Source organism: Massilia sp. 9096, assembly GCF_000745265.1.
In the GTDB taxonomy this organism is placed as follows: Bacteria; Pseudomonadota; Gammaproteobacteria; order Burkholderiales; family Burkholderiaceae_D; genus Telluria.
In genome coordinates this window covers 2,060,318-2,085,907 of record NZ_JQNN01000001.1, presented here as the reverse complement: position 1 = coordinate 2,085,907, position 25,590 = coordinate 2,060,318, and the positions used below count along the sequence as shown (strand labels likewise).

General features: G+C 67.5%; 24 protein-coding genes. 17 read left to right on the top strand and 7 right to left on the bottom strand.

Features of this window, described 5'->3' with window-relative positions; genetic code table 11:
- Positions 1–3: 3 nt before the first annotated feature.
- The 6 genes from FA90_RS08865 to FA90_RS08840 all read left to right on the top strand — a co-directional run bounded on the left by FA90_RS08865 (position 4) and on the right by FA90_RS08840 (position 3,826).
- Positions 4–804, top strand: coding sequence for an alpha/beta fold hydrolase (locus tag FA90_RS08865; RefSeq protein ID WP_239700608.1), 801 nt, complete (start codon positions 4–6; stop codon positions 802–804).
- Positions 805–836: 32 nt separating this feature from the next.
- Positions 837–1,280 carry a thioesterase family protein gene (locus FA90_RS08860; protein WP_036168068.1) on the top strand — a complete coding sequence of 148 codons (444 nt, stop codon included), beginning with the start codon at positions 837–839 and terminating at the stop codon, positions 1,278–1,280.
- A gap of 193 nt (positions 1,281–1,473) precedes the next feature.
- Positions 1,474–2,463, top strand: a complete 990-nt coding sequence (locus FA90_RS08855; protein WP_036168065.1) for a CsgG/HfaB family protein — start codon at positions 1,474–1,476, stop codon at positions 2,461–2,463.
- A complete protein-coding gene (locus FA90_RS08850) occupies positions 2,460–2,804 on the top strand; it encodes a hypothetical protein (RefSeq protein ID WP_051971609.1) in 345 nt (114 codons plus the stop codon). The genes FA90_RS08855 and FA90_RS08850 overlap by 4 nt, the downstream gene beginning before the upstream one ends.
- Before the next feature lie 9 nt (positions 2,805–2,813).
- Positions 2,814–3,176: a DUF4810 domain-containing protein gene (locus tag FA90_RS08845; RefSeq protein ID WP_051971608.1), complete on the top strand. Its 363-nt coding sequence runs from the start codon at positions 2,814–2,816 to the stop codon at positions 3,174–3,176.
- Positions 3,173–3,826 (top strand): GNA1162 family protein, encoded by a 654-nt coding sequence (locus FA90_RS08840; RefSeq protein WP_036168063.1) that lies wholly within the window; start codon positions 3,173–3,175, stop codon positions 3,824–3,826. Before FA90_RS08845 ends, FA90_RS08840 begins: the two co-directional genes overlap by 4 nt.
- Before the next feature lie 76 nt (positions 3,827–3,902).
- On the opposite strand, the gene FA90_RS08835 is transcribed toward FA90_RS08840, so the two are convergent.
- Positions 3,903–4,472, bottom strand: coding sequence for a PAS and helix-turn-helix domain-containing protein (locus FA90_RS08835; protein ID WP_036168061.1), 570 nt, complete (start codon positions 4,470–4,472; stop codon positions 3,903–3,905).
- 142 nt (positions 4,473–4,614) lie between these two features.
- On the opposite strand from FA90_RS08835, the gene FA90_RS08830 reads away from it, so the two are divergent.
- Positions 4,615–5,313 (top strand): CoA transferase subunit A, encoded by a 699-nt coding sequence (locus FA90_RS08830; protein ID WP_036168059.1) that lies wholly within the window; start codon positions 4,615–4,617, stop codon positions 5,311–5,313.
- An 18-nt stretch (positions 5,314–5,331) separates the two neighbouring features.
- Positions 5,332–5,982 carry a 3-oxoacid CoA-transferase subunit B gene (locus FA90_RS08825; protein ID WP_036168056.1) on the top strand — a complete coding sequence of 217 codons (651 nt, stop codon included), beginning with the start codon at positions 5,332–5,334 and terminating at the stop codon, positions 5,980–5,982.
- 120 nt (positions 5,983–6,102) lie between these two features.
- Here the strand turns inward: FA90_RS08825 and FA90_RS08820 are convergent, their stop codons facing one another.
- Together FA90_RS08820 and FA90_RS24910 are read right to left on the bottom strand one after the other, a co-directional pair.
- A complete protein-coding gene (locus FA90_RS08820; RefSeq protein ID WP_051971607.1) occupies positions 6,103–6,543 on the bottom strand; it encodes an energy transducer TonB in 441 nt (146 codons plus the stop codon).
- A 125-nt stretch (positions 6,544–6,668) separates the two neighbouring features.
- Entirely contained in the window at positions 6,669–7,283 is a 615-nt protein-coding gene (locus FA90_RS24910; RefSeq protein ID WP_051971606.1) for a M56 family metallopeptidase, read from the bottom strand.
- Between the two features lie 32 nt (positions 7,284–7,315).
- Here FA90_RS24910 and FA90_RS08810 point away from each other — a divergent pair, with 32 nt between their 5' ends.
- The 7 genes from FA90_RS08810 (at position 7,316) to FA90_RS08780 (ending at position 15,569) form a co-directional block, all read left to right on the top strand.
- Positions 7,316–8,527 carry an FtsX-like permease family protein gene (locus FA90_RS08810; RefSeq protein ID WP_051971605.1) on the top strand — a complete coding sequence of 404 codons (1,212 nt, stop codon included), beginning with the start codon at positions 7,316–7,318 and terminating at the stop codon, positions 8,525–8,527.
- Between the two features lie 44 nt (positions 8,528–8,571).
- Positions 8,572–9,351, top strand: a complete 780-nt coding sequence (locus FA90_RS08805; RefSeq protein ID WP_051971604.1) for an SIMPL domain-containing protein — start codon at positions 8,572–8,574, stop codon at positions 9,349–9,351.
- 280 nt (positions 9,352–9,631) lie between these two features.
- Positions 9,632–11,944, top strand: coding sequence for an alkaline phosphatase family protein (locus FA90_RS08800; RefSeq protein WP_051971603.1), 2,313 nt, complete (start codon positions 9,632–9,634; stop codon positions 11,942–11,944).
- A gap of 66 nt (positions 11,945–12,010) precedes the next feature.
- Positions 12,011–13,441 carry a cytochrome-c peroxidase gene (locus FA90_RS08795; RefSeq protein WP_051971602.1) on the top strand — a complete coding sequence of 477 codons (1,431 nt, stop codon included), beginning with the start codon at positions 12,011–12,013 and terminating at the stop codon, positions 13,439–13,441.
- Between the two features lie 36 nt (positions 13,442–13,477).
- A complete protein-coding gene (locus FA90_RS08790) occupies positions 13,478–14,122 on the top strand; it encodes a hypothetical protein (RefSeq protein WP_036168053.1) in 645 nt (214 codons plus the stop codon).
- Entirely contained in the window at positions 14,119–15,045 is a 927-nt protein-coding gene (locus tag FA90_RS08785) for a 2OG-Fe(II) oxygenase (protein WP_051971601.1), read from the top strand. The genes FA90_RS08790 and FA90_RS08785 overlap by 4 nt, the downstream gene beginning before the upstream one ends.
- Positions 15,046–15,140: 95 nt before the next feature.
- Entirely contained in the window at positions 15,141–15,569 is a 429-nt protein-coding gene (locus FA90_RS08780; protein WP_036168050.1) for a hypothetical protein, read from the top strand.
- Here FA90_RS08780 and FA90_RS08775 read toward each other — a convergent pair.
- The 3 genes from FA90_RS08775 to FA90_RS08765 all read right to left on the bottom strand — a co-directional run bounded on the left by FA90_RS08775 (position 15,566) and on the right by FA90_RS08765 (position 19,419).
- Entirely contained in the window at positions 15,566–16,558 is a 993-nt protein-coding gene (locus FA90_RS08775; RefSeq protein WP_036168047.1) for an HDOD domain-containing protein, read from the bottom strand. The genes FA90_RS08780 and FA90_RS08775 overlap by 4 nt on opposite strands.
- 134 nt (positions 16,559–16,692) lie before the next feature.
- Positions 16,693–18,000: a dicarboxylate/amino acid:cation symporter gene (locus FA90_RS08770; RefSeq protein ID WP_197065264.1), complete on the bottom strand. Its 1,308-nt coding sequence runs from the start codon at positions 17,998–18,000 to the stop codon at positions 16,693–16,695.
- A 108-nt stretch (positions 18,001–18,108) separates the two neighbouring features.
- Complete coding sequence (locus tag FA90_RS08765; protein WP_036168045.1) at positions 18,109–19,419, bottom strand: amidohydrolase family protein; 1,311 nt, start codon at positions 19,417–19,419, stop codon at positions 18,109–18,111.
- 326 nt (positions 19,420–19,745) lie between these two features.
- On the opposite strand from FA90_RS08765, the gene FA90_RS08760 reads away from it, so the two are divergent.
- Both FA90_RS08760 and FA90_RS08755 read left to right on the top strand, forming a co-directional pair.
- Positions 19,746–22,766, top strand: coding sequence for a M12 family metallo-peptidase (locus tag FA90_RS08760; RefSeq protein WP_051971599.1), 3,021 nt, complete (start codon positions 19,746–19,748; stop codon positions 22,764–22,766).
- 61 nt (positions 22,767–22,827) lie between these two features.
- Positions 22,828–23,406 carry a cohesin domain-containing protein gene (locus FA90_RS08755; RefSeq protein ID WP_036168040.1) on the top strand — a complete coding sequence of 193 codons (579 nt, stop codon included), beginning with the start codon at positions 22,828–22,830 and terminating at the stop codon, positions 23,404–23,406.
- A gap of 124 nt (positions 23,407–23,530) precedes the next feature.
- Here the strand turns inward: FA90_RS08755 and FA90_RS08750 are convergent, their stop codons facing one another.
- Positions 23,531–25,558 (bottom strand): PAS domain-containing sensor histidine kinase, encoded by a 2,028-nt coding sequence (locus FA90_RS08750; RefSeq protein WP_197065263.1) that lies wholly within the window; start codon positions 25,556–25,558, stop codon positions 23,531–23,533.
- Positions 25,559–25,590 lie beyond the last annotated feature (32 nt).

Here is a 25,590-nt window from a genome sequence, read left to right as displayed (position 1 = left end):
GCAGTGAGTGGCGCAATCGGTGGCGCACTCGGTGGCGCAACGAGTGGCGCTTCGGATGCGCGCACGCCGCTGGCGCTGATCCACGGCCTGCTCGGCTCGAGCGGCTTTTACGAACCGCAGCGCTACCTGCCGCGGTTCGAGGTGCGCACGCCCGACCTGCTCGGCTACGGCGCCAAGCGCTCGATCGACGCCGGCATCGACCTGCACGCGCAAGCCGACGAGATCGTGCGCGTGCTGCGCGAGGACATCGGGCGGCCGGCCTGGCTGGTCGGCCACAGCGTCGGCGGCGCCGTGATGATGCTGGCGGCCGACCGCGCGCCCGAGCTGGTCGCCGGCCTGGTCAGCGTGGAGGGCAATTTCACCCTCAAGGACGCGTTCTGGTGCGGGCGCATCGCCGCGCTGCCGGAAGCGGAGTGGGCGGCGGAATACGGCGCGATGGAAGACGACCCGGCCGCCTGGCTGGAGCGTAGCGGCATCGAGGCCGGCGACGAACGCATCGCTTTTGCACGCGAAATCCTGCAGAACCAGCCCTACACGACGATCGCGTCGATGGCGCAGTCGGTGCTGGACGTGACCGGCGCGCCCGGCTACCTGGAATGCGTGCGGCGCGTGCTGGCGCGCGGCACACCCTTGTTCCTGCTCGGGGGCGAATTGTCGGCCAGTGGCTGGGACATCCCGGAGTGGGTGCTGGCGCTGGCGCGCGCCAGCATGGTGCAGCCGAAAGCCGGGCACCTGATGATTCTGGAAGACCCGGCCGCGTTCTGCGCGCTGCTGGAAAAAATCGTCGACGGCGAGGTTTGCTAGAATCGCGGCTTTTTGGCAGAGAAGCGAAGCGTATGAGCGAACAGAAGCAAACCGGAGCGCAGCCGCGCAAGCTGGTCCACACGATGCGCCAGGACATCCGCTGGGGCGACATGGATGCCTTCGGGCACGTCAACAACACGGTCTATTTCCGCTACATGGAAACCGCCCGCATCGCCTTCCTGGAACAGGCCGCCGGCCCGACCGACGTCGGCGCCGAAGGCCCGGTGATCGTCACCGCCTACTGCACCTTCGCCAAGCAGCTGAAGTACCCGGGCCAGATCGAGGTGCGCACCTTCATGGGCGCGCCGGGCCGCTCGAGCGTCGAAATCACCCACGAGATCCGCCTGGTGGACGAGGCCGGCGCGGCCGAGGTGGTCCATGCCGAAGGCGGTGCGAAAGTGGTCTGGGTCAACTACGCGGCCGAGAAGTCGGTGCCCTTGCCCGAGCCGCTGAAGGCATTGGCGCTGGACGCCTGAGAGATCGCCGACCCGGTTGCTGTTGCCGTTGCGCGACAGCAATATTCTCGCTTATAAGTTTACGTCGGGCAAATTAGTGATTGTGACAATTCGATAGTTTAGTCTTTCTCAAAAGCTATACAGTGGCGTCCAGGCTCGAACGTTGAGCTTAGGAAATGTCCATTTAAAAATGGCAATATAAGAGAGAGAAACTATGGGATCAACCGTACGCTCGACGGCCGCGTGGGTGGCTGCGGTATCGACGCTGGCTCTGGCCGGATGCGCGACACAGCAGGCCCCGCTCGTGGTCAAGGAAGCGCCGCAATCGGCTCAAGTCCAGAAGCAGATGCAACAAGACGTGGCGCTCGCCGCCACGACCAAACCTGTCCTCAAGCGCAAGATCGCGCTTGGACGCGTCACCAACGAGACCGCCTACGGCAAGTCGCTGTTGCGCGACAATGCCGGCGATCCGGTCGGCAAACAGATCGCCGACATGCTGAGCAAGGCGTTGACCGAATCCGGCGCCTTCGTCGTGCTCGAGCGCACCGATGTGTCCAAACTCCAGGATGAAAACCGGCTGACCGGCGTCAAGCAGGACCTGGTTGGCGTGGACGCGCTGGTGCTCGGTTCCCTGACCGAGTTCGGCCGCAAGACGGTCGGCGAGACCGGCTTCGTCTCGTCGAGCAAGAAGCAGGTGGCGTTCGCCAAGATCGACCTGCGCGTGGTCGACGTGGCCAGCGGCCAGAGCCTGTTCGCCACCGCGGGCGCGGGCGAATCGTCGACCCAGACCGCGTCCACCTTCGGCTTCGGATCGCAGGCCAGCTACGACGGCACCCTCAACGATTCTTCGATCCGCCAGGCGATTTCGGAAGTCGTCAACCGCCTCACCAACGAGTTCAGCCGCCGGCCGTGGCAGACCTCGATCGTCGGCATGGAGCAGGGCCGCTACTTCATTTCCGGCGGCAAGGCGCAAGGCCTGAAGCCGGGCATGGTGTTCTCGGTGCAGACCGTCGGCCAGAAAGTCAAATCGCCCCAGACCGGTTTCGAAATCACGCTGCCGGGCAAGGAAGTCGCGCAGATCCGCGTCGACGCGCTGTTCGGCGACACCGAGATGAGCGAAGGCGCGGCGACCAGCGTGGTCAGCGGTTCCTTGCAGGGACTGAAGATCGACGGATTGACGGTCCGTGAAAAGGAGGCGATGTGATCACGTTCAAGAACAAGGCCAGCGGCGCGCTGTGCGCCGCGATGCTGGCCGCGCTGGCCGGCTGCGTCCAGATGCCGACCGAAAAACAGACGGTGGTCGACCAGCGTCCGCAAATCACCTTCCACGTCAACGGCCAGGCCCAGCGCGTGGCCGGCGCACGCGTGCTGGTCGACGAACTCGACGTCGGCGCCGTGCAGGATTACCTGGAAGGCCAGGCCAGCCTGCGTGTCCTGCCGGGCACCCACGTGGTCAAGGTGCAGGCTGGCGGCAATGTGCTGCTGATGGAACGCGCCTACCTGGGCGACGGCGTCGTCCGTCCCTTCAACATCACCGCTAACTAGGAGAATGCCATGCGATTGATTTGCCTGGCGGCGTGTGCGCTGGTCCTGAGCGGCTGCGCCACCCAGAACAAGGGTTTGTACGATTGGGGCGGCTATGACGCCATGCTGTACGGTTCGTACAAGGATCCGACCACGGTCGCCGCCAACATGCAAAAGCTCGAAGCGCATATCCGCGCGCTCGAGCTGGGCAAGCAAAAGGTGCCGCCGGGGCTGTACGCCGATCTCGGCACGCTGGAACTGCAGGCCGGCGACAAGGAAAAGGCGCAAGCCAACTTCCGCAAGGAGCGTGAGCTGTGGCCGGAAAGCGCCAGCCTGATGGACGCGCTGATCAACAACGGCGCGATGCCGAAAGCGAAGGAAGCGAAATCATGAGAGCACTCGTCTCGAAGGCGGCCGCGCTGGCTGTCATGGCTGCGGCCGTCCTGCTGACCGGTTGCGCCACCCAGCCGGCGGCCAAGCGCGACCTGAGCGCCTTCAACGCCGCCAAGCCGCGTTCGATCCTGGTGGTGCCGGCCGCCAACAAGTCGCTCGACGTGGACGCGCCCAACTACCTGCTGACCACCCTGACCGTACCACTGGCCGAGCGTGGCTACTACGTGTTCCCGGTGCATACCGCCAAGACGGTGCTCGAGCAGGAAGGGTTCTACGACGGCGACCAGGTGCAGAAACAGCCGCCCGAAGCGCTGGCCCGCCTGTTCGGCGCGGACGCCGTACTGTTCGTGACGATCAACCGCTGGGACGCGCAGTACGCGGTGGTGTCGACCACGGTCACCGTCGATTTCGACTACCGCCTGGTGTCCAAGGACGGTACCGAACTGTGGAAGGCGAACAAGAAGATGCAGTATACGCCGCAGCAGCAGAATACCGGCAGCGTGATCGGCAACCTGGTCGCCGCCGCGGTCTCGGCCGCGCTCGAGCGCGCCAAGCCGAACTACATGCCGCTGGCCCAGAGCGCCAACCTGCAGGTGCTGACGATGGAGCCGACCTCGATCCCGGTCGGTCCCTACGCGCGCGCGAACTGACCCTGTCGTAGCCATGACGATGCGCCGCGCCCCGAGCCCGGCGCATCGTTTTTATACAGGTGGTCCCTCGGTGCCGTCAGCGCACGACCCCCACCAGCTTGTGCACCAGCTCCGACGAGGTCGACGCCGAGAACTTCTTCATCAGCTTGGCCCGGTGCATCTCCACCGTGCGCGGCGAGAGGTCGGTCTCGCGCGCGATCATCTTGCTGGTTTTCCCTTCCACCAATAAAGCGGCGATCTCGCGCTCGCGCGGGGTGAGCGCGGCCGTCACAGGGCGCTTTTCGCTGACGTCCTCGAAGGTCCAGACGCCGGCGCCGAGCGGCTCTTGCGGGTCGAGCGCGCGCCCGCTCACGTGGCACCAGAACAGCTCGCCGTCAAAGCGGCGCATGATGCGCTCGTCCGAGTAGCGCCCCTTGGCGTTCATGATCGGGATGATGCGGTCGCCGGTGCGCACGAACTCGTCTCGGGTCGGATACAGCACCGCGAACGATTGACCGTTCAGCGCGGCGCAGTCGTAGCCGAACATCGAGGCCAGCGCGTGATTGCACGCCTGGATCACACGGTCGACCGAGATGCACATGCCCACCGGCGCATACTGGAAAATCGTCTCGTAATCAATCGCGTATGATGCGTTCTTCTGATGCAAATCGAGTGTCTCCACGAAGGCTCGCCCACCGGTAGTTCTACGGTATTGTGCTTTATAGGGGGTATTTTATTCTCGAATTCTACTCTGCTGTACAGAAAGGGCGTCCGGTTGCGGACGCGGCTTAACTATCAAAGGGACGGGTATGAATAAAGTTTATCCAGATGCGCGCTCCGCACTCGAAGGCGTGGTCCAGGACGGCCAGACCATCGCCGTGGGGGGCTTCGGCCTGTGCGGGATTCCGGAAGCGCTGATCCTGGCGCTGCGCGACTCCGGCGTCACCAACCTGACGGCCATCTCGAACAACGCCGGCGTCGACGATTTCGGCCTCGGCCAGCTGCTCACCACGCGCCAGATCAAGAAGATGATCGCGTCCTATGTCGGCGAGAACAAGGAATTCGCGCGCCAGTACCTGGCCGGCGAACTCGAACTCGAATTCACGCCGCAGGGCACGCTGGCGGAAAAGCTGCGCGCCGGCGGCGCCGGCATCCCGGCCTTCTTCACCAAGACCGGCTACGGCACCATCGTCGCCGAAGGCAAGGAAACCCGCGAGTTCGACGGCGAGATGTACGTGATGGAACGTGCCTTGACCCCGGACGTGTCGCTGGTCAAGGCCTACATGGCCGACCGCGCCGGCAACCTGGTGTTCCGCAAGACCGCGCGCAACTTCAATCCGAACGTCGCCACCGCGGGCAAGGTGTGCATCGTCGAAGTCGAAAAGCTGGTCGAGGTCGGCGAGATCGATCCGGACCACGTGCACACCCCGAGCATCTTCGTGCACCGCATCGTCCACAACCCCACGCCGGAAAAGCGCATCGAACAGCGCACCGTGCGTCAAGCCTGACACGACCGGAGACAGAACATGGCATGGACTCGTGATGAAATGGCCGCGCGCGCGGCAAAGGAACTGCAGGACGGCTTTTACGTGAACCTGGGCATCGGCCTGCCCACCCTGGTGGCGAACTACGTTCCCAACGACATCGAAGTGTTCCTGCAGTCGGAAAACGGCTTGCTCGGCATCGGCCCGTTCCCGACCGACGACCAGGTGGACGCCGACCTGATCAACGCCGGCAAGCAGACCGTGACCGCACTGCCGGGCTCGGCCTACTTCAGCTCGGCCGATTCCTTCGGCATGATCCGCGGCGGCAAGATCAACCTGGCGATCCTGGGCGCGATGCAGGTGTCGGAAAAGGGCGACCTGGCCAACTGGATGATTCCAGGCAAGATGGTCAAGGGCATGGGCGGCGCGATGGACCTGGTGGCCGGCGTCAAGCGTGTGGTGGTGGTGATGGAGCACGTCGCCGTCGCCAAGGACGGTTCGGTCAGCCATAAGATCCTCAAGAAATGCGACCTGCCGCTGACCGGCGTCGGCGTGGTCGACCGCATCATCACCGACCTGGGCGTGGTCGACGTCACCGACACCGGCCTCAAGCTGGTGGAGCTGGCGCCGGGCGTCACCAAGGAAGAGGTGGTGGCGGCCAGCACGGCCGAACTCGACGTTTCGGCGCTGTGATCCAAATCTGATCGGCAGCCGAATCAGCCGCGGAACCGACAGCGGCGGCCCGTGCGCGGTGAGCGCCGCGTCGCCGCTTTTCATGTCCGGGCCGGACACGCCGGCCCGGATGCGCCAGCGCTATTCGGTGGTCCAGACGTACTGGATGCCTTGCCAGGTCTGGGCCGGCTGGCCGGCCTTGCGTGCCGGCGTGAAGCGGCACTTGCTCAGCGCCTCCAGCGCGGCCTGGTCCAGCGCCGGGAACCCGCTGGTGCGCTCGACGCGCGAAGCGCCGACCGTGCCGTCGACGTTGACCAGGAATTTCATGGACACCGTCCCCTCGTGGTGGGCTGCGAGTTCGTCATGCGGATACATCGGCTTGGCGCAGCTGTTGAAGTCGACCACCGCGCTGCGGTCGGCGTCGGCGCTGTTGTTGCTTTGCGCGAAGCTGGAGCAGGCGACCAGTATCCCGGCCAGGGGCAGGGCGGCGAGCCAGCGCGGCAGGGAACGGGCCGGGATGGCGCGCTGGGCGGGTTTGCCGGCGGCATTGCGGACAGTATGGCGTGCGGTAATACGTGACATGATTTTCCTCCATTGAAAAGTCAAGGGTGAACACGTCCCTGCCCATGGCGCCGGGCACGGATAAGAACAGCGGAGGGCGCAGGGTTGCAGTGGGCTAGGGCACCGCTTGCGACATCAAACCGGCGTCATTGCAGCGTCCAGACGTACTGCACCCTGGCCGTCGTCGGCACCGGCTGCGAGCCCGCCAGCGCCGGGTGGAAGCGGCAGCGAGCGATGGCGCCGCGCGCCGCCTCGTCCAGGCCGGCGTAGCCGCTCGACTTGTAGACGGTCGCCTGCCGCACGGTGCCGCGCTCATCCAGCACGAACGCGAGCGTCGCGGTTCCCACATGTTCGGCGTCGAGGTCGGCCTGCGGATACTCGGGCTTGCGGCAGGTGTCGAAATCGACAACGGCGCTTTGCGTGATCCGCGCCGTCGACGCCTGCGCCAGCGCGGAAAGCACCGGTGCGGCGCCCGCGTGCGCGTTCACATGCGCATGGGTGGCGCAGGCGATCGCCAGGCCCAGCACGGGAATCGCAGCCTGCCAGGCGATCGCCTGCGGGCCTGGACGCAGCAGGCGGCGCACACGCAACAGCAGGTCGCCGCCATTGGCCGCCTGGGCCAGGCGGGCGGCGCCGAACTGCACGCGCTCCAGTTCCGACAGCGCCAGCGCCAGCCGGCGCGGTTCGCCCAGGTGGCGCGCGGCGAAATCGTCGGCGATCTGTTCGCGCTCCAGCCGGATGCGGTTCGAGATCCACCACACCGCCGGATGATGGCTGGAGCGCCTGGCTGACGATGGCCGCCATCGGGCTCGGGACCGGCCTGCTGGCGGGCGCCTATCCGGCCTGGCTGGCGGCGCGCGTGCCGGCCAGCAGCGCGCTCGGCGGACGCGCCGGCGAGACGCGTGAAGGCTACCGTATGCGCCGCGTCTTGAGCGTGGCCCAGTTCGCCGCCGCGATCGGCCTGGTGGCCGCCAGCCTGGCCGTGTGGTGGCAAGCGGATTATGCCAGCCACATCGACCCGGGCTTCGACGCCAGCCGGCAACTGGTGCTGGCCATGCCGGACAAGGCCAGGCCGGCTGCCATCCACGCCTTCAAGACCGAACTGGCACACCTGCCCGGCGTCGACGGCGTGACCGCGATGTCCGAAGCCGCCGGCCGCGACGGCATGAAGATCATCCGCAATTTCAAGCGTCCCGGCGGCGAGAACGTGAAGATCGAGCAAAAGGCGGTCGACGCCAATTTCTTCGAGGTCTTCGGCCTGCACCCGCTGGCCGGCCGCCTGTTCGCGCGCGTGCGCGAGCCGGGCGTGGTGCTGAACGCCCAGGGCGCGCTGGCCCTTGGCTTCGCGACGCCCGAGGCGGCCGTCGGCCAGATGCTCGACCGGGAGAACCGCATCATCGGCATCGCCCCCGACCTGCGCTACCAGTCGCTGCGCGAGAAGCCCGGGCCGATCGTGTACATGCAGGAGAACGAGCGCAACGTGGTGGTCGCGCGCGTGCGCGGGCCGCTCGCGCCCGCGCGCGAGGGGGCCGAGGCACTGTGGCAGCGCCACTTCCCGGACGAGGTGGCGTCGATCGAGACGGCGACCTCGGTGTTCGCCGCCAACTACAGCGACGATCTGCGCCAGGCGAAGCTGCTGGCGCTGTCCAGCCTGGTCGCGACCGCGCTGGCCGGCTGCGGCATCTTCGTTCTGTCGAGCTACACGATCCGGCGCCGTTCGCGCGAGTTCGTGCTGCGCAAATTGCACGGCGCATCAAGGCGCCAGATCGGCCTGCTGGTCGCGCGCGAATGGCTGGTCCTGCTGGCGCTGGGCGCGGCGCTGGCATGCGGCCCGGCCTGGCTCTGGAGCGAACGCTACCTGGCGCCCTTCGTCGAGCGCGCGCCGATGGGCGCCTGGCCGCTGGTGCTGGCCGTGCTCGGCGTCGGCGCGACGGCGCTGGCCGCCTGCCTGCGCCAGGCCATCAGCGCGATGCGCCTGCCGCCGGCGCTGGTGTTGCGCGACTGATCGCGCCTGTCCGAATACCCCACCTGACCTGAACTGGAGTCACCATGCCACAACACCCGCTGTCCCGTACCCTGCTGTGCGCCGCGCTCGTGGCCGCATCCCTGTCGACTTTCTGCGTGCCGGCCGCGGCCGAGTCCTTGCCCGCCTATCCCTTCATCCACGTCACCGGCAGCGCCTTCCAGCAGGTGATGCCGGACATCGCCGCGCTCGACTTCGAAGCGGTCGCGCTGGACGCCGACCCGGCCGCGGCGCGCGCCGTGCTCGACGCGCGCGTGGGCGAGGCGCGCGCGCTCATGCAGCAGCTCGGCATGGATCCGGAAGACGTGATCGTGCGCGAGGTGCGCCAGAGCCAGCCGAAGGACAGGCAGCCGGCCACCGGCGGCCCGGTCTACGAGTTGCGCGCCGACGTCCACATCGAGGTGCGCAACGTATCGAATTGGCGCGCGCTGGCCGGCGGCCTGCTCGGCAAGCCGAACCTGGACGGTTTCGCGTCGTCGTTCGACCTGAGCGCGATGGACCAGGTCACCGACCAGCTCGTGACCGAAGCCGTGCAGGACGCGCGCCGCCGCGCCGCCGTGATCGCCGGCGCCGACGGCCGCAAGGTGGGGGCGCTGGCGGGGGCCACGCCGCAGGAACTGAAAAACCTGAGCACCGCGATGGGGCTGGACCGCGGCGAGTTCCGCTACCAGCGCAACACCAGCAATGCGCGGAGCGCCGACGCCGCCGATCCTGACACGCTGCTGATGGTCCAGGCGATCAAGCTGCGCCAGCCGGTCGACGCGATCTTCCGCATCGAGGGCCCGGTCCCGGCCAAACGCAAGTAATCCGCGCGCGGTGTCACGGAGCCCGGCGCGGCCATCCCTGTCCAAAGGGGATGGACCCGCAACGCCCGCCCGACCCGGCGCCGCCAGCAATGGCCGCGGCGCCATCCTGGACGCCGACGCGATCGCCGTGATGGAGCGCGGCCGCATCGTCGAGCGGGCAGGTGGATACATAACGATACATTGCGACATATTTTGTTGCCTCGAATGTCATAAACCGGTCATACGGAACAGCGACACTGCCCGCCAGTTTCAGCCCTTCCTACCCCCATCAAGGATCGCTATGACCGGCTTTCGCCACACCCTCCGTACCGACGCACTCGTCCTGACCAGCCTGGCGGCAGCTGCCGCCCTGCTGGCGGCGTGCGGCGGCTCCGACAACAATTCGCCGTCGCCCGCTCCGGCCGCGCAGGCCGCGCAAACGGTCACCATGGCCGGCGTCGTGGTCGCCAGCGGCTACACCCCGGGCAGCGCCACCGATCCGACCCTGAGCGGCGGCTACTACCAGAACGCCGTGGTGTGCATCGATGCGAACAACAACGGCAAGTGCGACAGCGGCGAAGCGCAGGCGACCACCGACGCCAAGGGCGCGTTCTCCCTGACCGCCGCCAGCATGGGCGCGCTGATCGCCGACATCGGTACCGGCGCCACCAACACCGCCACCGGCGCCAAGGTCGCCACCCGCACGGTGCTGCGCGCCTCGGGCGACCAGGTCACCGAGCAGGGCAAAGCCATCGTCATCAGCCCGCTGTCCTCGGAAGTGACGCGCATGATGGAAGCCAACGGCTCGACCTACGCCACCGAGAAGGCCAACCTGGCGGCGCGCCTGTCGACCGGCGCCGACAAGATCCTGAGCGACGTCAACGGCGTGGCCGACGCCGGCCTGAGGGCGGCGATGCTGACCGAGACCAACGCGCTGGGCAACCGCTTCGAATACGCGATCACCAAGCTGGACCGCGGCGACATGTACCCGGACGCGCTGACCAACCCGGGCGGCGACCCGGAGCTGGTCGGCGTGAACGGCGTGACCGCCGCCACCAACGGCGGCAAGGAAACCCGCAAGGCGATCACCTTCCAGCAGTCGCAGCAGGCCGCGTTCGAGATCGAAGGCATCCCGCGCTACGACGAGATCTTCATCGTCATGCTGGAAAACAAAGGCACGCAGACGATCCTGAATTCGCCGTACGCACCGAAGATCAACGCCTACCTGAAGGCCGGCAACCAGTTCACCAGCTATTACGCGACCGGCAACCCGTCCGAGCCGAACTACACCGCGCTGGGCGGCGCCGACGACTTCGGCATCACCGACGACAGCCAGTGGAACTGCGACGCCACCGGCGCCAACGCACCGGAAGACCTGCCGCTGCCGGACAAGACCCAGCCGGGCCTGGCCAGATCGCCGTTTGCCGCGACCTGCACCCAGACCGCCGCCGTCAACCACAACATCAAGAATTCGCCGAACCTGTTCAACGCGCTCACCGCCAAGGGCCTGACCTGGCGCACTTACAGCGAGTCGATGAACCCGGGCCAGGACTTCCGCACCGACAGCGTGGCCGACGCCGCCGTGGTCGCCGCCGACCACGTGTATGCGCCGGGCACCCTGAACAGCAACAGCGCCGCGATCGGCGACGCCTCCCTGCAGCTGCCGATGCCGGCCGGCCTGTACAAGACCAAGCACCACCCGGGCATGGCTTACCAGAACGTGCGCAGCGCACCGGAATTCAAGTACAGCAACCGCACCATGGGCGGCGGCCAGTGGGATGCCCAGCTGCTCAAGAGCAGCGCGTACGCGGTCCCGGCCGGCTACGACGTCGACCAGTTCGGCACCGACCTGGCTTCGGGCAAGGTGGGCAATATCAACTTCGTGGTGCCGGACCAGTGCGACGACATGCACAGCATCACCGTCAGCGGCACCAACGGCGCGGGCAAGACCGGCGTCGCGGCCAGCGACTGCGGCGGCAATACCATCCTCACCCGCGGCGACAACTACGTCGACTACGTGGTCAAGAAGATCCAGGCCTCGAAGGACTGGATGAACCCGCAGAAGAAGGTCGCGATCGTCATCATGTTCGACGAAGGCACCGCGACCTCGGGCATGAACTCGTGCTGCGGCTGGAACCCGTCCGCCAGCAAGGCCATCGCCAACCCGCTCAAGCGCAACGCCGACGGCACCTGGTCGCCGGACACTTCGGTGGTCAACTACACCCGCGGCAACCGCGGCCACGGCGAGTCGATCTACGGCGTGCTGACCAACCAGGCCGCCGCGCCCAAGGGCCAGTCGGACAGCGACGCCTACAGCCACTTCAGTTTCGTGCGTACGCTGCAGGACATGTTCGGCCTGGCCGATCCGAAGGTCGACGCCTCGTACATGAACCGCTCCAAGTACACCGAGCGCTTCATCGTGCAGAACATCGCCAACCTGCCGGAATACGCGGGCAGCGCCGACACCCACTTCGACGCGGTGCGTCCGATGAATCACGCCTACGTGATCCCGGCCGGCTACGTCCAGAAGCAGTCGTCGGACATCGCGCCGGGCGTGGTCCCGCAAGTCGGCCCGGACGCCACCCAGACCAACCTGTGGGCGGTGAAGAAGTAAGCGTTTGAGCCGCAACGCGGCCCGCGCCGGGAGGTGCGGGCCGCTTTTTCACATCCTCGAGACATCATGACGACATCCTTCAAACGACTCGGCGCCGCCATGCTGGCAGCGGTGCTCGGATTGGCCGGCTGCGGCGGCTCTTCGGACGGCGCAGCCGGCCAGGGCGCCTCGGCAGCGGCCGGCGCCCCGGCGGGCACCAGCGCCGGTTCCGCCGGCACGAGCGGCACGGGCAGCACGCCGGCGGCCCCGGCGGTCCCGGCGACGCCGGTGTCGAAGCTCAGCCTGGCGGCCCAGGTGGGCCAGAAGATGTTCTTCGATATCACCCTGTCCGGCTCGGGCAAGCAGTCCTGCGCCAGCTGCCACGACCCTGACCATGCCTACGGTCCGCCCAACGACCTGTCGGTGCAGCTCGGCGGCCTCGATCTCAAGACCCAGGGCCAGCGCGCCGTCCCGTCGCTGCGCTACAAGGAATACACGCCGGCCTACGCCGACCTGCTCGACAATCCGGACGGCATCAGCGCCCCGGGTCCCGGCGGCGGCCTGACCTGGGACGGCCGCGCGACCAGCCTGGCCGACCAGGCCAGCGTGCCGCTGCTCGATCCGAACGAGATGGCCAACGTCAGCGGCGACGCCGTGGTCGCCAAGATCCGCGCCGGCGCCTACGCCGACCTGTTCCGCCAGGCCTTCGGCGCCAACTCGCTCGACAACCCGAGCACGGCCTTCGCCAGCGCTGCCAAGGCCCTGCAAGCCTTCCAGTTGGAAGACGTGAGCTTCCATCCCTACGACAGCAAGTTCGACCTTTACGCCGGCAACAAGATCGGCGGCACGCTGACCGCAGCCGAAACGCGCGGCCTGAAGCTGTTCTCGGACGCCAACGGCGCCAACTGCGCCTCGTGCCATTACCAGGGCGCGGGCCTGAACGGCAGCTCGGCATTGTTCACCGACTTCTCGTACGAAGCGATCAGCGTGCCGCGCAACATGGGCATCGCCGCCAACCAGAATCCGGACTACTTCGACATGGGCCTGTGCGGCCCGGACCGCACCGACCATCCGGACGCGGCGGACGGCAGCAACCCGTTCTGCGGCATGTTCAAGGCGCCCAGCCTGCGCAACGTCGCCACCCGCACGAGCTTTTTCCACAACGGCGTGATGCACTCGCTGGAGCAGGTGATCCGCTTCTACAACACGCGCGACACCAACCCCGAGATCTGGTATCCGACCGTCGGCGGCACGCCCAAGGCGACCCCGGACCCGGACTTCCCGACCTATGGCCTGATCACCACCCAGTACGTGGGCGGCACGGTCCAGAAGTTCAACGACCTCCCGGCCCGCTTCCACGGCAACATCGACACCCAGCTGCCGCTCGACGGGCGCAAGCCGGGCAGCAAGCCGCCGATGACCGATGCCCAGATCGCGGACCTGATCTGTTTCCTCAAAACGCTGACCGACGGCTACCAGCCTTCGACCCAGGCCAAGACCGGCGCCTGCGTCGAATGACGTCCTGAGCATGACTTTCCGCACCTGAACCGAACCATGAAACGACTGATCCTCTGCACCATTCCCTTCGCCGCGCTGGCCATGCTTGCCGGCTGCTCCGACCACAAGCGCGATCTCAACGGGGCCAACATGACGCGCGCGATGAACGACTATCTCGCCAAGCGCGGCGACCTGTGCCTGGCCAAGAACAGCTGGCCGGTGTTCGTCACCGAGCAAGAGTCGAAGGCCGGCTCGCGCAATGCCCTGCAGATGCCGGTGCTGGAGCACCTCGGTCTCGTCACCGGCAGCGACGCCAAGGTCGAGCAGGACAACAAGGATGGCGAGAAGGAAAAGGTGCACGCACGCCGTTATGCCTTGACCTCCGAAGGCCAGAAATACTATCTGGCGCGCGCGCCGCACAAACGGCCGACCGGCAACCGCTTCGCCGATGCCGACCACGACTTCTGCGCCGCCCGGCTGTCGCTCGATAAGGTGGTCGGCTGGGAAGCGCCGGCGCAGGGTGTCAAAGACCAGACGGTGGTGAGCTACACCTACAAGATCGACCCGGCGCCCTGGACTGCCGATCAGGCGGCGCGCGCGGTGTTCCCGATGGTCGACATGCTGATCCGCGGCGCCGGCACCCTGCAGCTCAAGGAAACCATGGTGCTGGGCGCGAACGGCTGGGAGGCGCGCGACCTGTGACGCAGCCGTCGAACCCGTCATCGAATCCGCCTGACGTCCCGTTCAGCGCGCAGCTGCGCGACTGGGCGCTGCACAACATCGACCGCGGCATCCCGCCGGCGCCGCTGGCGCGCGCGATGGTCGAGCAGGGCTTCGACGCGCGCCTGGCCGACGCCCTGATCCACGCCTTCTGGATGGCGCGCGCGACCGGCGCCGCGATTCCCGAGCGCGGCTTCACGGCGGCGCAGGTCGCCGCCGCGCGCTACGTGCCGGACGCGCCGCGTATCGGCCCGGGCCAGACCCTGCACGCCGGCGGGCGCCGCGTGCGCGTGGCCGCGCGCCTGGATCCGCATGCTGGCGCGCCCGCATGCGCGGTGCTGGACGGCGTGCTCGACCCCGACGAGTGCGCCCAGCTGATCGCGCTGGCGCGCCCGCGCCTGGCCCGATCGACCATCGTCGACCCGGGCAGCGGCAAGGACACGGTCAGCACGGCGCGCACCAGCGAGGGCATGTTCTTCCGGCTCGAGGAAAATGAACTGGTGGCGTGCATCGACCGCCGCGTCTCGGATTTGATGGGCCTGCCGCTCGAGAACGGCGAAGGCCTGCAGGTGCTGCGCTACCCGCCCGGCGCGGCCAGCCAGCCGCACTACGACTTCCTGATGCCGTCCAACGCCGCCAACCGCGCTTCGGTCAGCCGCAGCGGCCAGCGCGTGGCGACGCTGGTGATGTACCTGAACGACGTCGAAGAGGGCGGCGAAACGGTGTTCCCGGAAAGCGGTTTCGCGGCCAGCCCGCGCGAGGGCAGCGCGCTCTGGTTCGAGTACTGCAACGCGGCCGGCCAGCTCGACCCGCAATCGCTGCATGCCGGCGCCACCCCGCTCAGCGGCGAGAAGTGGATCGTCACCAAGTGGATGCGCCAGCGCCGGTTCGCGTCGGCCGGCTAGGCATCAGGCGCGCTTCCTAACAAAATGTTAACTTGTCTCTGAGGCAATGCCGACCTTAGAGTGAAGCTTGGCTAACCCTGGATAGAGACACAACCATGTTCACGAAACGCGTATTGGCGATGTTGTCGGCGGTGACGGTCATCGGCGCATTGCAGGCATGTACGACCATCGGCCCCGACCAGATGGTCGTGACCAACGGCATGATCGCCAGCGCCCGCGTCGGCTACCCCTTCGATCCGACGCCGGTGACACAAGTCAGGCGGCGCAATGCCGTGGTCGTCGTCACCAACCTGAAGTGGGAGCCAGCGGATGCGGACGGCGGCCGCCACGCGGTCGAGTGGACCTGGTATACCGGCGACAAGCTGGTCGCTCAGCGCAAGCGCAACTTCAAATTCGACAAGAGCCCGGCCCAGCTGAGCTGGCGTATCCCGGGCGCCGATTTCGAGCCGGGCCACTACCGCGTCACCGTCGCGGTCGACGGCAAGGTCATCGACACGCACGAATACGATATCGTCGAGGGCTAAGCGTCGATATTTGCCAGCTTGCCCAGGCAGCGGCGCTGGAAGGCGTCCAGGCCGTCGGCCACCAGCGCGTCGTCTTCCTGGAGCACGCGCGCGTCGATCAGGATGCGCAGCTTGGCAATGCGGTCGCCCAGCGCCAGCGCCTGGGCCAGCTGGCTGTCCGCAATGTCGCCCGGCGCGGCGGCAGCGGCGATCGCGCGCCCGACCTCGGGCGGGAAGGCCCAGTAGTCGGCGATCGCGCCCGACAGAGCGCGGCTGGCGGCGAACAGCGCGGCGCCGAACTCGCGCGAGCCCGGCACCTTGCCGCCCGTCTGATGGGCTTCGCAGACGCGGTCCGACAGGCGCAGCGCGACCATCAGGCCGACGTTCTGCATCAGCCCGGCCAGGTAGGATTCGAACACGCCGGTCGAGAGACCCGGCGCCATCAGGCTGGCGGCGAGCGCGCAGCCGACCGACTGATTCCACAGCGGCGGCGCGGCCTGGCGCGCGAAGCCCTCGCCCTGCAGGCGGATCAGGGGCCGGAACGCGATCCGGGCCAGCAGCATGCGCAGGCCGTTCTGGCCCAGCATCATGATCGCCGCCTCGACGTTCTTGACCGGCGAAATCGGGCGGTAATACGCGCTGTTGGCTTCGCGGATGACTTCCGCCACCAGCACCACGTCCTCGGCCACCTGGCGCGACAGCTCGCCGACCGAGGCGTCCTCGTCGCCCAGGCTGGCCAGGATGCGCGGGATCGCTTCCGGCACGCGCGGCACCAGGTTGGCCGCCTCGCCGGGTTGACCGGCCAGGCGCGTCACCAGGTCGAGGATGCGCCGCTCGACCTCGCTCGGGGCGTCGTAGCCGTTCGATGCGGTCAGCCAGCGGTAGAACGCGGCCTCGGTCTCGGCGCGGTAATCGGGCGCGTCGGCCGCCGGGCCCGCCGGGGCCGGCGCAGGGGCGCCTTTGGCCGCGGCGCCGTCGGTGCCGATCAAGCCTTTGATCCAGTTTTTCATGATGTTCCGGGATATGACCGTGCGGCAATTCTATACGTGAATCGCATAGATGCAGCGCCAAAGTCCCATTCTGCCAAAAAAAACGCCGGGCGAACCCGGCGTCGTGAACGAGAATCGGATCAATCCGTCGTCAATCAGGCGATTTCGTGAGCGGCTTCGGTGCGCAGCGAGGCATCCAGGTCCGGGCTCGGGTTGCGCAGTTCGGCCGTCATGCGGTCCTTGTCCAGCTCGCCTTCCCACTTCGACACCACGATCGCGGCCACGCCGTTGCCGATGATGTTGGTCAGCGCGCGGCATTCGCTCATGAACTTGTCGATGCCGAGGATCAGCGTCATGCCGGCCACCGGGATGGTCGGCACCGCGGCCAGGGTCGCGGCCAGCGTGATGAAGCCGGCGCCGGTGATGCCGGAAGCGCCTTTCGAGGTCAGCATCGCCACCAGCAGCACGGTCAGTTCCTGGGTCAGGGTCAGGTCGGTGTTGGTCGCCTGGGCCACGAACAGGGCCGCCATCGTCATGTAGATGTTGGTGCCGTCCAGGTTGAACGAGTAGCCGGTCGGGACCACCAGGCCCACCACCGATTTCGGGCAGCCCAGCTTTTCCAGCTTGCGCATCAGGGCCGGCAGCGCCGACTCCGACGAGCTGGTGCCCAGCACGATCAGCAGCTCTTCCTTGATGTAGTTCAGGTAGCGGAAGATCGAGAAGCCGGTGAAGCGGGCGATCAGGCCCAGCACGACCACCACGAACAGCGCGCTCGTGAGATAGAACGAACCGACCAGCGAAGCCAGCGGGATCAGCGCCTTGATGCCGTATTTGCCGATGGTGAAGGCCATCGCGCCGAATGCGCCGATCGGGGCCGCCTTCATGATGATGTTCACCACGCCGAAGATCGCGTGCGACAGGTCCTCGATGAAACGCGTGACCGGACGGCCGCGCTCGCCGAGCAGCGACAACGCGAAGCCGAACAGGATCGCGATCAGCAGCACCTGCAGGATGTCGCCCTTGGCGAACGCATCCACGAAGGTGTTCGGGATGATGTTCATCAGAAAGTCGACGGTCGACAGGCCCTTGGTCTTGGCGGTGTACTCGGCGATCGAGTGGGTGTCGATGGTGGCCGGGTTGACGTTGAAGCCGGCGCCCGGTTTGATGATGTTGGCGACCAGCAGGCCGATGGCCAGCGCGAAGGTCGACACGATCTCGAAGTAGAGCAGGGCCTTGCCGCCGACACGGCCGATCTTCTTGACGTCCTGCATGCCGGCGATACCGGCGACCACCGTACAGAAGATCACCGGCGCGATGATCATCTTGATGAGTTTGACGAAGCCGTCTCCCAGCGGCTTCATCGCGGTGGCGATGCCCGGATCAAAGATGCCCAGCAGGACACCGATAATAATCGCGAACAATACCTGGACATAAAGGACTTTATAGAATGGTTTTTTCATCACGAGGCTTCATGCGCTAACAGTAATACCGTCATCATTGCGCAAAATATCTGGGCCATCTATTGTGGAAAACCGCAACGAAACGTAACAGGCGGCGCCGCGACGAACCGCTCAGGGATGCTTGTAGACGGTCCCGCCCTTCATCACGAACCCCACCTTGCGCAGTGCCGCGATGTCCGCGGTCGGGTCGCCGTCGACCGCGACCACGTCGGCCAGCGCGCCCTGCTTGATCTGGCCGAGCTCAGGTCGTCCCAGGATGCCGGCCGCGACCGTTGTGGCGGCGCGCAGGGCCTCGACCGGCGTCATCCCCAGGCGCACCATCCACTCGAGTTCGCGCTCGTTGGTGCCGTGCGCGAACACGCCGACGTCGCTGCCGTTGCCGATCGTGACGCCGAGCTTGCGCGCCAGACGGAAGGCGCGTTCGGCCTGCTGCAACGACGGCGTCGGCGCGCCGCCGCGCACGTAGTGCTGGAAGTATTCGGAGGTCGCTTCCGGCGCAGTGAGGGTCGGCACGTAGGCGATATGGCGTTCGGCCATCAGCTTGAACGTGGCGTCGCTGGCGCCGTAGCCGTGCTCGATGGTGTCGACGCCGGCCAGCACCGCGTTGCGGATGCCGTCGTCGCTGCTGGCGTGGGCCGCGACCTTGCGTCCGCTGGCGTGCGCCGCGGTCACCGCCGCCTTCATCTCTTCCAGCGTGAGCGTCGGGCGCGTAGCGCCATCCGGGCCGCTGCGGTAGTCGGCGTACAGCTTGATCCAGTCGGCGCCGTGGGCCGACTGCTCGCGCACCGCCTTGACCATCTCGTCGACCCCGGTCACGCCTTGCGCGCCGTACGGGATGTCGAGGTCGGGGCGGTAAGTGCGCTCGGCCGGACCGTAGCTGAAGCTGGCGACGATCGCGCGCGTGGCGACGAACATGCGCGGACCCGGCACCTGGCCTTCGTCGATGGCGCGCTTGACGCCGACGTCGGCATAGTCCGCGCCTTCGGTGCCGAGGTCGCGGATGGTGGTGAAGCCGCCCAGCAGCGTGTCCTGGGCGTGGCGCACGGCCAGCGCGGTGCGGTAGCTCGGGGCTTCCTTGAGCACTTGGTCGTCCCAGGTGGTCTCGTTGTAGGGGTGCAGCAGCAGGTGCGAGTGCAGTTCGATCAGGCCGGGAATCAGGGTCTTGCCGGGCAGGGCGATGCGCTCGACGTCGGCCGGGACCGCCAGCGTGGCGCTCGGCCCGGCTGCCTGGACCCGGCCCCCTTCGATCAGCACGCTCCAGCCGGTGTGCGCCGCGCCGTCGCCGGTCCAGACGCGTTCGGGCGTGATCAATACGGGACGCGCGGAGGCCGGGGCATCGGCGGCTGTCGCCGTCGCGGCCGTTTGCACGGCGCCGAGCAGCAGGGAAAGAGTGAGGGCAAGTCGCGTGAAACGGGTCCGCATGAATCTTCCTTCTTATATAGAGGGTGACGTCGTGATACTCACATGATAGCGGACAGTCATGCCCATGGGTGTGCATTTGGCAACTCGACATGCACCGTCCTGGTGAGCCGAACTATTGCGGTGCATTGTGTGCATCATCAAAACAAATCGTTGATGCCTAGCGCATAACGCCGAATTAGATTTCGTTGTATTAAAATATTTGTCTTGTGTTAATAAAATATTGTTAATAGTATCCATGGGTTCCCGTCGTGTTCGGCACGTCGAGGAATGGCCCGCGCAAGCGGCGTCGACGATCACTTCATACGCAGTGAATAACGAGGAAACCCATGAGAACCAAGCTTTCCAGCCTTACCCTGGCCGGTCTGTGCCTGGCGCTGGCGGCCGCCACCCCAGCCGCCCAGGCCCAGACGGCGGCCGCGCCGGCGGCCAGCCAGGCGGCCGCGCCGTTCTGGCAGAGCGTGACGCTGCCCGAACCCGCCGCGGCGGCAGCCACCAGCGCAGCCGGCACGACCACGCGCACGCTGGCGGCCCAGTCGCTGGCGGCGGGCGTCAAGAGTCCCGCCCTGCAGCTCAAGCGCTTGCGCGCGGCCTCGCTCGACCTGGCCGGCATGCGCGCCTTCACCGCGGACGCGCCGCGCGAGCGGATCGGCGCCAGCATCGCGCGCGAGCCGGGCACGCTCAGCATCGCGCTGCCGCATCCGGATGGCGGCTTCCAGCGTTTCCTGCTGGTCGAAAGCCCGATCATGGAACCCGGCCTGGCTGCCGCCCACCCGGAGATCAAGACCTATAAAGGTGTCGGCGTCGACGACCCGGCCGCGACCGTGCGCATGGACATCACGCCGCTCGGCCTGCACGCCTCGGTGCGCTCGCCCAACGGCGGCTACTACGTCGACCCGTACTACCGCAACGACACCACCACCTACGCCAGCTATGCGCGCACCGACCTGGTCAACGTCCATGGCGCGCTGCGCGAAGGCGCCGTCGACGATCCGCAAGTGAGCCTGGCGCGCAGCTTCTACGGCCCCGGCGATGCGATCGATGTGCGCGCTTCCGGCTTCGCCCCGGGCGCCGCGATCACCGTCGAGGTGCGCGCCGAGTCCGATGGCGCAACCGTCCAGACCGTCGGCGCGACCGCCGACCAGGACGGCAACGTCGCCGTCACCCTGGCCGCCGGCAGTGTCGGCGAGGGCAGCTATGACGTGACCGCCAGCGACGGCGCCAAGGGCAGTACCACGGCCTTCCAGGTGCTGGACGCATCGCTGGTGGCCAACAACACCTCGACCGGCACCCAGTTGCGCACCTACCGCGTGGCGCTGGTGAGCGACCCGTCGTATGCCAGCTACTTCGGCGCGAACAACGTGACGGCGGCCAAGGTCACGCTGATGAACCGCGTGACCCAGGTGTACGAGAGCGAGACCTCGATCCGCCTGGTGCTGATCGACGCCACCGACAAGCTGAACCTGGCCACCAGCGCCGCGATGACCGGCGCCAACGGCCCGTGCGGCGGCAGCGCCTGCTTCACGGCGGCCCAGGCCGCCACTTGCGGCAGCAGCACCCTGAGCCGCAACCGCGTGGTGGCGGGCCTGCTGGCCGGCGCCGGCAACTTCGACATCGGCCACATCGCACTGGGCCTGGACGGCGGCGGCATCGCCAGCCTGGGCGTGGTCGGCGCCAACAGCAAGGCGCAGGGCTGCACCGGCATCCCGACCCCGGTCGGCGACTTCTACGCGGTCGACTACGTCGCGCACGAGATGGGCCACCAGTTCGGCGGCAACCACACCTTCAACGGCACGCAGGCGAACTGCTCGACCAGCAACCGCAACGCCGGCACCTCGGTCGAGCCGGGCAGCGGCTCCTCCGTCATGGCCTATGCCGGCATCTGCGGCACCGACGACCTGCAGACCCACAGCGATCCTTACTGGTCGCAGCGTAGCTTCGATGAAATCACCGCCTACACCTCGGGCGCCGAGACCAGCATCGCCGAAGTGCAGATGGGCGTGCTGACCGGGTTTTCCACCAACGGCCAGTCGTTCCAGCTGAGCTACAACGGCAGCCTGTCGGCGCCGATCGTGCGCGGCTCGAACTACACCGCGGCGGGCATCGCGGCAGCGATCCAGGCCATCCCGGGCTGGCCGGCCGGCGGCACGGTCAGCGTCACGTCGGTGTCGGACACGGCGTTCACGGTCACCTATGGCGGCACGCTGGCCAACGTCAAGACCTCGCTGCTGCAACTGCTCAACTGCGCCAGCTGCAGCGGCTACGTCGGCGAGATCGCCGCCGGCGGCCCGACCACGCGCCATGGCACCGTCACCGGCACCGGCAACAGCGCGCCGGTCGTCACCACCCCGGCCGGCTACACGATCCCGGTGCGCACCCCGTTCGTCCTGACCGGCGGCGCGCTCGACCCGGACGGCGAGGCGCTGGCCTACATGTGGGAACAGAACGACCGCGGCGCCACTGGCACCAGCAACGGCACCGGCCTGGTCAGCAACGTCAAGACCAACGGCCCGCTGTTCCGCCAGTTCGGCACCCGCGCCGTGGTCAGCAGCACGGCGACGCTGCAATACGGCTCGCCCGGCGAAAACCACACCACCGCCGATTCCAGCCGCACCTTCCCGGACATGGCGCAGATCCTGGCCAACAACACCAACGCCGAGACCGGGGTCTGCCCGACCGCATCGAGCACGCCGACCGCGGCCCAGATCGATTGCTTTTCGGAGTACCTGCCGACCGCCGCCTATGTCGGCGCCGCCGGCGTGAACGCCAGCCCGGCCTCGCTGAACTTCCGCCTCACCGCGCGTGACGGCCACGGGGGCGTCGGCAGCGCCAACACCCAGCTGGTGCTGGCCCCCGGCGCCGGCCCGTTCCTGGTCACCTCGCCCAACACCGCGGTGACGCTGGACTCCGGCTCGGCCCAGACGGTGACCTGGAGCGTGGCCAACACCAACGTCGCGCCAGTGAGCACCGCCAACGTCAGGATCACGCTGTCGACGGATGGCGGTCAGACCTGGCCGATCGTGCTGGCCGAGAGCGTGCCGAACAACGGCAGCGCCAGCGTCGTCCTGCCGGCGGTCGCGAGCAGCAGCGCACGCATCATGGTGGCGGCGGTCGGCAACGTCTTCTTCGACGTCTCGAACGCCAACTTCACGATCCGCCTGGTGGGCGACCTCGACGGCGACGGCCAGGTGGGCTGCGCCGACCTCGGCATCGTCAAGGCGGCCTTCGGCAAGCGCAGCGGCCAGGCCGGCTACGACGCCCGCGCCGACTACAACAAGGATGGCGCGATCGACGTGCGCGACCTGACCTACGAAACCCAGCACATGCCGAAGGGCATGAGCTGCAATTGATAAGTAATTCCCGGCCGGGCAGGGTGCCTGGCCGGACACCCTTGTTTTCAGGAGCAATGCAATGATTGGATGGAAAAAACTCGCCGGCGCCGCCGCGCTGACCCTGGCCTGCGCCCAAGCCTGGGCCGTGCCCACCCTGAGCTTCTCGACGGCTTCGGCCCCGGCTGCGCTCGGTTCGCCTGTGACCGTCGACGTGCGTGTCAGCGGCATCAGCGACCTTTACTCGTATCAGTTCGGCGTCAACTTCGACAAGGCGCTGCTGCGGTTCGATAACGTCGTCACCGGCAGCTTCCTCGCCGGCGGCGACACCAGCGTGTTCGGTTTCTACGATGCCGATCCGACCGACGGTACGCTGGACTTCGTCTTCGACAGCCGCATCGGCGTGCAATCGGGCGCCAGTGGCGACGGCGTGCTGGCCACGCTGACGTTCGATACCCTGGCCGCCGGCAGCGCCGCTTTGGGCTTTACCAATCTGCTGTTCCTGGACAGCAGCGCTGCCGACATCGCCGTCACCGCCATCGACGGGGCGGTGCAGATCGGCGCTACCAGCGCCGTGCCGGAACCGGCCAGCCTGGCGCTGTTCGGCATCGGCGGCGCGGCCGCCTTGCTGCGCCGCCGCCGCGCGGGCGCACGCGCGTAAGGTACGCACGCGGCGCAGGCCCTCGCGCGCGGACGTACCTGCGCGCGCGAGGGCGCGTCGGATTGGTTGCAAAGAACGCGATCGGTTGATCTGGCAGCTTGAAGCGCTTGCCTTGTCAGCCCAACTATTGCCCCGCGCCGTCGAGCATGGTGCGCACGCGCGCCAGCATCGCCTCGAGATCGAAGGGCTTGGCGATCAGCGCCATTCCGGGTTCCATGAAGCCGTTGGCGGCGGCGGCCAGCTCGGCGTAGCCGGTCATGAACAGCACCGGAAGATCCGGCAGCACGCGGCGCGCCGCCTCCGCCAGCTGGCGGCCATTCATCCCACGCAGTCCGATATCGGTGATCAGCAGATCGATGGCGGCATCGGCCTCGATGCCGGCCTGGGCTTCGAAACCATTGGTGGCGGTGCGCACGCGGTAATGCGCGCCGTCGAACAGGTCGCACAAGGCCGCCATGACCGATGGGTCGTCTTCGACCAGCAGCAGCGTGGCGCCGGCGCCGCTGCGCGCGCTGGAGGGCGGCGCGGCGGGCGCTATCGTCTCGGCAAGGTCGGCGCTGGTGGGCAGGTGGATGGCGACCGTGGTGCCGCGTCCGACGCTGCTGTCGACGCTGCTGTGGATCGTGACGAAGCCGCCGGACTGGCCGGCAAAGCCATACACCATCGACAGGCCCAGGCCGGTGCCCTGGCCGGTCGGCTTGGTGGTGAAGAACGGCTCGCAGGCCTGCTGGACCACGGCGGGCGTCATGCCGACGCCGTTGTCGCCGACCGTCAGGCAGACATACGGGCCCGCCTGGGCGCCATGCTGCAGCGCCAGCTCGGGTCCGATCTCGACCAGGCGGGTGCGAATGGTCAGCACGCCGCCGTCGGGCATGGCGTCGCGCGCGTTGATGACGAGGTTCAGCACGGCGTTCTCGAGCTGGTTGGCATCGCAGCGCGCGCGGCAGCCGGCGGCGTCGACGGCCAGCGCAAGTTCGATCTTTTCGCCGATCGTACGCTGGAACAGGTCGGCCAGGCCCTGCACCAGCAGCTTGACGTCGACCTGCTGCGGGGCGAGCGGCTGGCGCCGCGAAAACGCCAGCAGCCGGTGCGTCAGCGTGGCGGCGCGGCGCGACGCGGCCAGCGCCATGTCGACGTAGCGCAGGATCGCGTCATCGGACAGTTGGCCAAGGCGCAGGCGCAGCATGTCGAGCGGCCCCATCACGCCTTGCAGCATATTGTTGAAGTCGTGGGCGATACCGCCGGTCAGCTGGCCGACCGCTTGCATTTTCTGGCTCTGGCGCAGCTGCTGTTCGAGCTGGCGCTGGCGCGTCGTGTCGATACCGACGCCGGTGCGGCGCAGCGGTATGCCGGCGTCGTCGAAATAGGTGTGGCCGCGCGACAGCACCCAGCGGGTCGAGCCGTCCGGATGGCAGATGCGGTATTCGAGTTCGAGGTCGCCGCTGCGCACCAGGCCGCCGGCCATGGTGGCGCGCAGCGCAGCCAGGTCGTCCGGGTGCACGTTGGCCAGAAAGCCGGTGCGCAGGATGCCGGCCGCGCCTTGTTCCGGGTCGATGCCGTACAGCTCGGCGATGCCGGCGTCGCAAAAGAAGCGGTCGCTGGCCGCGTCGTAGGTCCACACCCCGACGCCCGAGACCGCGGACAAGGCAAGCCGGGCGAAGTCGAGCGAATCGCGCAGCGCCGTCTCGCGCGCGCGTTCGATCGTGACGTCGCGGCCGGCGTGATGCCAGCGCGCACCGGCCTGCACGCGCGCCCAGCTGATCAGGCGGTACTCGCCGCCGGCGGTGCGGCAGCGGTATTCGACGCGTGCATCCGGATCGTCGTGGGCAGGGTGCTGCTGATGCATGGCCTTGGCGGCCAGGTCGTCGGGATGCACCAGCCAGTCCGAGGTGCGGCCGAGGATGCGTTCCGGTGGCCAGCCGAGCAGATCGGTCCAGGCTGGATTGACCTCGAGCCAGATACCTTCGAGGTCGGTGACCCCGAGCAGATCGGGCGACGCCGCCCACAGCGGCGAATCGCTGGCGGCCGGACTCGACGCCGGGTTGAGCGTGCGTTCGTAGGCGGCCAATACACGGCGCAAGGCCTCGTTTTCAGCCTGGAGCTCGGCTTCCCGTACGCTCGCCGGCGCGGGCATCGATGGACGATCGGGCATCTGGCATGGATTAATAATGAGCCTCATATTTT

Excerpts from the sequence above, each read along its gene's own strand:
- FA90_RS08790 (WP_036168053.1), top strand. The coding sequence starts at position 13,478 with ATGAAACGACTGATCCTCTGCACCATTCCCTTCGCCGCGCTGGCCATG.
- FA90_RS08780 (WP_036168050.1), top strand. The coding sequence starts at position 15,141 with ATGTTCACGAAACGCGTATTGGCGATGTTGTCGGCGGTGACGGTCATC.
- FA90_RS08805 (WP_051971604.1), top strand. The coding sequence starts at position 8,572 with ATGCCACAACACCCGCTGTCCCGTACCCTGCTGTGCGCCGCGCTCGTG.
- FA90_RS08810 (WP_051971605.1), top strand. The coding sequence starts at position 7,316 with ATGGCCGCCATCGGGCTCGGGACCGGCCTGCTGGCGGGCGCCTATCCG.
- FA90_RS08795 (WP_051971602.1), top strand. The coding sequence starts at position 12,011 with ATGACGACATCCTTCAAACGACTCGGCGCCGCCATGCTGGCAGCGGTG.
- FA90_RS08840 (WP_036168063.1), top strand. The coding sequence starts at position 3,173 with ATGAGAGCACTCGTCTCGAAGGCGGCCGCGCTGGCTGTCATGGCTGCG.
- FA90_RS08800 (WP_051971603.1), top strand. The coding sequence starts at position 9,632 with ATGACCGGCTTTCGCCACACCCTCCGTACCGACGCACTCGTCCTGACC.
- FA90_RS08750 (WP_197065263.1), bottom strand. The coding sequence starts at position 25,558 with ATGCCCGATCGTCCATCGATGCCCGCGCCGGCGAGCGTACGGGAAGCC.
- FA90_RS08820 (WP_051971607.1), bottom strand. The coding sequence starts at position 6,543 with ATGTCACGTATTACCGCACGCCATACTGTCCGCAATGCCGCCGGCAAA.
- FA90_RS08760 (WP_051971599.1), top strand. The coding sequence starts at position 19,746 with ATGAGAACCAAGCTTTCCAGCCTTACCCTGGCCGGTCTGTGCCTGGCG.
- FA90_RS08830 (WP_036168059.1), top strand. The coding sequence starts at position 4,615 with ATGAATAAAGTTTATCCAGATGCGCGCTCCGCACTCGAAGGCGTGGTC.
- FA90_RS08765 (WP_036168045.1), bottom strand. The coding sequence starts at position 19,419 with ATGCGGACCCGTTTCACGCGACTTGCCCTCACTCTTTCCCTGCTGCTC.
- FA90_RS08755 (WP_036168040.1), top strand. The coding sequence starts at position 22,828 with ATGATTGGATGGAAAAAACTCGCCGGCGCCGCCGCGCTGACCCTGGCC.
- FA90_RS08855 (WP_036168065.1), top strand. The coding sequence starts at position 1,474 with ATGGGATCAACCGTACGCTCGACGGCCGCGTGGGTGGCTGCGGTATCG.
- FA90_RS08775 (WP_036168047.1), bottom strand. The coding sequence starts at position 16,558 with ATGAAAAACTGGATCAAAGGCTTGATCGGCACCGACGGCGCCGCGGCC.
- FA90_RS08860 (WP_036168068.1), top strand. The coding sequence starts at position 837 with ATGAGCGAACAGAAGCAAACCGGAGCGCAGCCGCGCAAGCTGGTCCAC.
- FA90_RS08825 (WP_036168056.1), top strand. The coding sequence starts at position 5,332 with ATGGCATGGACTCGTGATGAAATGGCCGCGCGCGCGGCAAAGGAACTG.
- FA90_RS08845 (WP_051971608.1), top strand. The coding sequence starts at position 2,814 with ATGCGATTGATTTGCCTGGCGGCGTGTGCGCTGGTCCTGAGCGGCTGC.